This is a genomic window from Paracoccus sp. UBA5162, from assembly GCF_002413585.1.
Taxonomy (GTDB): Bacteria; Pseudomonadota; Alphaproteobacteria; order Rhodobacterales; family Rhodobacteraceae; genus Paracoccus.
The window spans coordinates 12,510-18,073 of sequence record NZ_DHXG01000027.1; the positions used below are offsets into that span (position 1 = coordinate 12,510).

5 protein-coding genes and 1 pseudogene are annotated in these 5,564 nt (G+C 60.4%); all 6 read right to left on the minus strand.

Going from position 1 to position 5,564, the window contains the following annotated elements; translation table 11 throughout:
• On the minus strand, positions 1-794 hold a 794-nt coding region (locus B4A72_RS03610; protein WP_292978102.1), incomplete at its 3' end, for a ParB/RepB/Spo0J family partition protein.
• A complete protein-coding gene (locus B4A72_RS03615) occupies positions 794-1,579 on the minus strand; it encodes a ParA family protein (protein ID WP_292951312.1) in 786 nt (261 codons plus the stop codon). The genes B4A72_RS03610 and B4A72_RS03615, both read right to left, overlap by 1 nt.
• Positions 1,572-2,165: a 16S rRNA (guanine(527)-N(7))-methyltransferase RsmG gene (gene rsmG, locus B4A72_RS03620; protein WP_349678615.1), complete on the minus strand. Its 594-nt coding sequence runs from the start codon at positions 2,163-2,165 to the stop codon at positions 1,572-1,574. Before rsmG ends, B4A72_RS03615 begins: the two co-directional genes overlap by 8 nt.
• Positions 2,162-4,021: a tRNA uridine-5-carboxymethylaminomethyl(34) synthesis enzyme MnmG gene (gene mnmG, locus B4A72_RS03625; protein WP_292951319.1), complete on the minus strand. Its 1,860-nt coding sequence runs from the start codon at positions 4,019-4,021 to the stop codon at positions 2,162-2,164. Before mnmG ends, rsmG begins: the two co-directional genes overlap by 4 nt.
• Before the next feature lie 10 nt (positions 4,022-4,031).
• Positions 4,032-5,294, minus strand: coding sequence for a tRNA uridine-5-carboxymethylaminomethyl(34) synthesis GTPase MnmE (mnmE, locus tag B4A72_RS03630; protein WP_292951322.1), 1,263 nt, complete (start codon positions 5,292-5,294; stop codon positions 4,032-4,034).
• A 10-nt stretch (positions 5,295-5,304) separates the two neighbouring features.
• Positions 5,305-5,564: pseudogene (locus B4A72_RS03635) on the minus strand (transcription termination factor Rho); the annotation flags it as partial.

Here is a 5,564-nt window from a genome sequence, read left to right on the forward strand (position 1 = left end):
ACCCGCATCCCGAGATGGGAGGAAAGATCGGATTCGAGCGCGCGGGTATCCGCATCTTTCTGCTGAGGACGGGTAGAACGCGGCTGAGATTCCGTGCCGGGCTGGGACTGTTTGCGAACCAGTTGTTCGGTCTCGCGGACCGAGAGACCGCGATCGATGATCTTCTGGGCCAGCGCCCCGGGGTTTCCGGCGGTAATTAGCGCGCGGGCGTGTCCTGCGCTGATCTTTCCATCCTTGACGTATTGCTGAACGGTATCGGGCAAGTTGAGAAGGCGAAGCAGGTTGGCGATGTGGCTGCGACTTTTGTTCAGCGCCTCGGCCAGTCTTTCCTGCGTATGGCCGAAGCGGTCCATCAACTGCCTGTAGGAGGCGGCCTCCTCGATCGCATTCAGGTCGGCGCGCTGGATATTCTCGATGATCGCGATCTCGATCACATCGGTATCGGAAAGCTCGCGGATGATGACCGGCAATTCGTGCAGTTGCGCCATCTGCGCCGCACGCCAGCGGCGTTCGCCGGCGACGATCTGGTACAGACCCTCGCTGGTCGGGTGCGGACGCACGATCAGCGGTTGCAGCACACCGCGACTGCGCAGCGAATCGGCCAATTCCTGCAGGGCTTCGGGGTCGAAATGACGGCGCGGCTGATCCGGGTTGGCGGTGATCTGTTCGATCGGAATCAGGCTGCGGTCCCGCGACGGCGCTGTCGCGACGTTGGTTTCGCCCAGATCGATATCGGCCATCAGCGCCGATAACCCCCGTCCCAGGCCCTTCTTGGCTGTTCTGGCATCCGACATCACACTTCCTCTCGCACGATCTTCAGGCGCGCCGCGAATTCCTCGGCGAATTGACGATAGGCACCACTGCCCTTCGAGGCCGGGTCATAGAGCAGCACGGGCTGGGCATGCGACGGAGCCTCCGAAACGCGGACATTGCGCGGAATGACGGTGGGAAAGACCAGATCGCCCAGCGTGTTGCGGGCATCGGCCTCGACCTGCTGCGAAAGATTGTTGCGGTAGTCGGACATGGTCAGCAGAATACCTGCGATCCGCAGGGCCGGATTACCGCTGGCCCGGACGTGCTTGACCGTCGTCAAGAGCTGCGACAGCCCCTCGAGCGCATAGAACTCCGCCTGCAGCGGGACAAGAACCGAATCGGCGGCAACCATGGCATTGACGGTGAGAAGGCCGAGGGCCGGCGGACAGTCGATCAGGACAATGCTGCCATCAGGTGCACCCTCAAGCTTGCGGCGAAGCAGGCGGGTACGGTCCTGAGTCTGGGACAGATCCACATCGGCCGAAGAAAGATCGGCAGTCGCGGGCACGATGTGGAGGTTGTCGATCTGGGTCGGAATGGCGCAATCCTGAAGACTTTCCTCGCCGGCAAGCAGGTCATAGACGGTCAACTGCCGGCGATCCTCGTCGATGCCCAGCCCGGTGGAAGCGTTGCCCTGCGGATCGAGATCGACAAGAATCGTCCGATGCCCGGCCATCGCAAGGGCCGCGCCCAGGTTGATCGCAGTCGTGGTCTTGCCGACGCCACCTTTCTGGTTCGCGATTGCCACGATACTGTATCTAGACATGATCAAGCCCCCAGATTTTGAGGATAGCCGCAGACTGATCTGTCTTGCTGGGATGGCTCTCGACGGAGAAGCGCCAGTGTGACGCCGTCTCGTCAAGTTCCGCCTTCCACTGCCTGCCCTTCATCAACCACGCCTGCCCGTTCTTTTCGAGATGTTGCACCAGATATGGCATGAGACGGGGAAGCGGGGCAAGCGCCCGAATGCTGATATAGGCGGCTTTCAGCGAATTCAGATCCTCGATGCGGGCAGAGATGACCTCTGCCCGCTTCAGGCCGAGTTCGCGAATGACGCTTCGCAGAAAAGCCGATTTTCGCTGATCGCTTTCGACGAGAATGAAATCCGTCATGCGATCGCGGCATGCGATCGCCGCGACCAGGCCGGGAAAGCCGCCTCCGCTACCTAAATCGGCCCAAAGACCAGCGTCGGGCTGGCTGAGTTCGACAAGCTGCAGGCTGTCGGCAATATGCCGCTCTTGCAGATGGGGAACGGATGACGGCGCCACGAGATTGATCCGAGCATTCCACTTCCGGATCATAGCGGCATAGACATCCAGTTCATCCCATGTTTCACGTGAAACATGCATCATGCGGTCCGGCACCGCTCGTTCTTTGCCATGGCAAGGATCAGGGTCAGCGCGGCGGGGGTCATGCCTTCAATCCTGGCGGCCGAGGCGAGGCTCTCTGGCCGCGCTTCCGAAAGCTTCGCGGCCAGTTCGCCCGAAAGTCCGGACATTGTGAAGTAGTCCAGGGAGGTTGGGAGCACAATGTTTTCGTCGTTTTTCAGCGCCTTCGCGTCACGTTCCTGGCGATCGAGATATTGATGGTAGAGAGCGTCAGCGCGCAACTGAGCCATGGTTTCCGGGTGAACCGCCGACAATTCTGGCATGATTTCAACAATCTGCGCATCGCTGATCGCCGCCATTCCCATCAATTCGAATGCCGAGCGCCTTTGGCCGTCCTGTCGAACATGAAGCCCCCTGCCTGAAAGCTCGTTCGGCGAAAAGGCTCGCGCCTCGGCGATGTCGCGTCCGGCGATATACCGCTTTTCCCGGCTGTCGAAATGCCGCCAGCGCTCATCGCCGACGCAGCCGATGTTCCGGCCCATGCGGGTCAGCCGGCGATCGGCGTTGTCGGCCCGAAGCGTCAAGCGAAATTCTGCTCTGGAGGTGAACATGCGGTAAGGTTCGGTCACACCCCGGGACACCAGATCGTCGATCATGACGCCGATATAGCTCTCTGATCGGCTGAATTTGATCGCGGGTTTCCGCTGTGCCAACAAAGCAGCATTCAGTCCTGCAACCAAACCTTGCGCGGCGGCCTCTTCATATCCCGTCGTGCCGTTGATCTGTCCAGCAAGGAAAAGGCCGCTGACAGCTCGAAGTTGAAGCGATGACGACAGCGCACGAGGATCGACGTAGTCGTATTCAACGGCGTAACCGGGCTGAAGTATTACAGCCTGCTCGAGCCCCGTGATCGTTCGGACATAGGCTTCCTGAATCTCAGCCGGCAGCGATGTCGAAATACCGTTGGGATAAATCGTCGGATCGTTCAGCCCCTCGGGTTCAAGAAAAACCTGGTGCGATTTCTTTTCCGAGAACCGAAGAACCTTGTCCTCGATCGACGGGCAGTATCGAGGGCCCTTCCCGGAAATGTGTCCGCCATACATTGCGGAACGAGATAGGTTTTCTCTAATGATGTCATGTGTTTCCGGGTTTGTATGTGTGATACCGCAAGAGATCTGCGGCCCACTCACGCCTGTGCTGAGATAGGAAAACAGCGTCGGCTCATCGTCTCCGGGCTGCCGATCAAGGCGGGACCAATCGATCGTCCGCCCGTCTAGCCGAGGCGGCGTTCCCGTCTTCAGGCGACCCAGCGGAAGATCGAAACGGCGAAGCGACGTCGCCAAGCCTCTCGCATTCTCGTCACCCCAGCGACCGGCTGCATGCGATACGTCGCCGATATGAATGGTCCCGTTGAGGAACGTCCCGGTGGTCAGCACGGTGGCACATGCCGAATAGGCGGTCCCGTCCTCCATCTCGATCCCGGTCACGCGGTTCTCGTCGCCGGCCAGCGCCTCGACGCATCCGTAGATCAACGTCAGTCCGGGAAGACGGGACATAAGATCATGCGCGACCTTGCGATAGATTGCGCGGTCCATCTGGGCGCGCGGCCCCTGAACCGCGGGCCCCTTGCGTCGATTGAGCAGCCGGAACTGAATCCCGGCCCGGTCAGCGATCCGCCCCATCAGTCCGTCAAGCGCGTCTATTTCCCGGACAAGATGTCCTTTGCCCAGCCCGCCGATCGCCGGGTTGCAGGACAATGCGCCAATATCCTCGCGCCGCATTGTGATCAGCGCGACATCAGCCCCCATGCGCGCCGCCGCGCCTGCGGCTTCAAGTCCGGCGTGACCGGCTCCGATCACAATCACATCAAAATGTTTCACGTGAAACGCCCTATTTCCCGATACAGAAAGTCGTAAAGATGGCATCTAGATAATCCTCCGCACCGATTCTGCCAAGAAGCCGGTCCAGACTCATGGCGCAGGCGCGAATATTCTCCGCCAGAATTTCGGGTGGCAATCCATCGATATCTGCCAAAGCGCGGCGCGCATCTACAAGCGCATTCAGTTGTCTGCCGTGGCTCACCAAACCCGCCGGAGCGATTCTCTCGGCCAGGGTGCGGCGCAACCTGGTCAGCAGATCGTCTATCCCCACCCCTGTCAAAGCCGAGACGCCAGTGGACCCATCCTCGCGCAAGTCAACCTTGCTGCTCACCACGATATCGCCGTCGCGCCACAGATCTTGCTCGCGCTGACCATCCGGGGACAGATGCACCCTCAAATCCGCTGCGAGGGCACGCTGTCTCGCGCGATCAATCCCCAAGGATTCGATGAGATCAGACGACTTTCTCAGTCCAGCAGTATCAAGGAACGTGACCGGCACACCACTCAGGTCCAGTCGCGCCTCGATCACGTCGCGTGTCGTACCCGCAATCTCGGAAACCAGCGCCACATCGCGCCTGGCCAACCTGTTAAGAAGGCTTGATTTTCCGGCATTCGGCGGCCCGATGATGGCCACCTCGAATCCCGATCTGATCGTCTCGGCGGCCGCATAGCCGGCAATATGACGGTCAAGTTCAGCCGCAAGTTCCTGCAACAGGGAAAAAACCTCGGCCGGGACTTCCTCGGGCGTTTCCTCGTCCGCAAAATCGACGCTCGCCTCGATCAAGGCGCCAGCGGCAATCAGCATCTTTCGCCAATCTCCGGCCACCCGACCCAACTCGCCCGAGGCCAGCCGCGCCGCCTGCTGCCGCTGGGCTTCGGTCTCGGCCGCAAGAAGATCACCCAGTCCCTCGACCTCGGCAAGATCCATTTTTCCCGCCAGAAAGGCGCGTCTGGTGAACTCTCCCGCTTCGGCCGATCGCACATCCATACGCCGCAGCGCGGCCCCAACCCGCCGCACGACAACCGGAGCCCCGTGCAATTGCAATTCCGCAGTCTCTTCTCCGGTGAAACTTCGCCCGGCTTCGAACCAGCTCACCAGAGCCTGATCGAGAATTTCGTTTCCCTCGCGCAAGGTCCGCAGATAGGCGTGGCGCGGACGCTCCAGCGGTCCGGCCAGCCTTTCGGCCACCCGCCGTGCTCCGTCTCCGCTGATGCGAATAGCCGAAATGCCACCGCGCCCGGGCGGGGTGGCTTCCGCATAGATAAGAGCCATGTCAGCCTCGTCAGGCGTTCATCGAGTCGAAGAATTCCGAATTGCTCTTGGTCTGCTTCAATTTCGAGATCAGGAACTCGACCGCATCTGTCGTCCCCATCGGATTCAAGATCCGGCGCAACAGATAGGTCTTTTGCAAATCCTTCGATTCGACCAGCAATTCCTCTTTCCGGGTACCGGATTTGAGGATGTCCATGGCCGGGAAGACCCGCTTGTCGGCGACCTTGCGATCCAGCACGATCTCGCTGTTGCCGGTGCCCTTGAATTCCT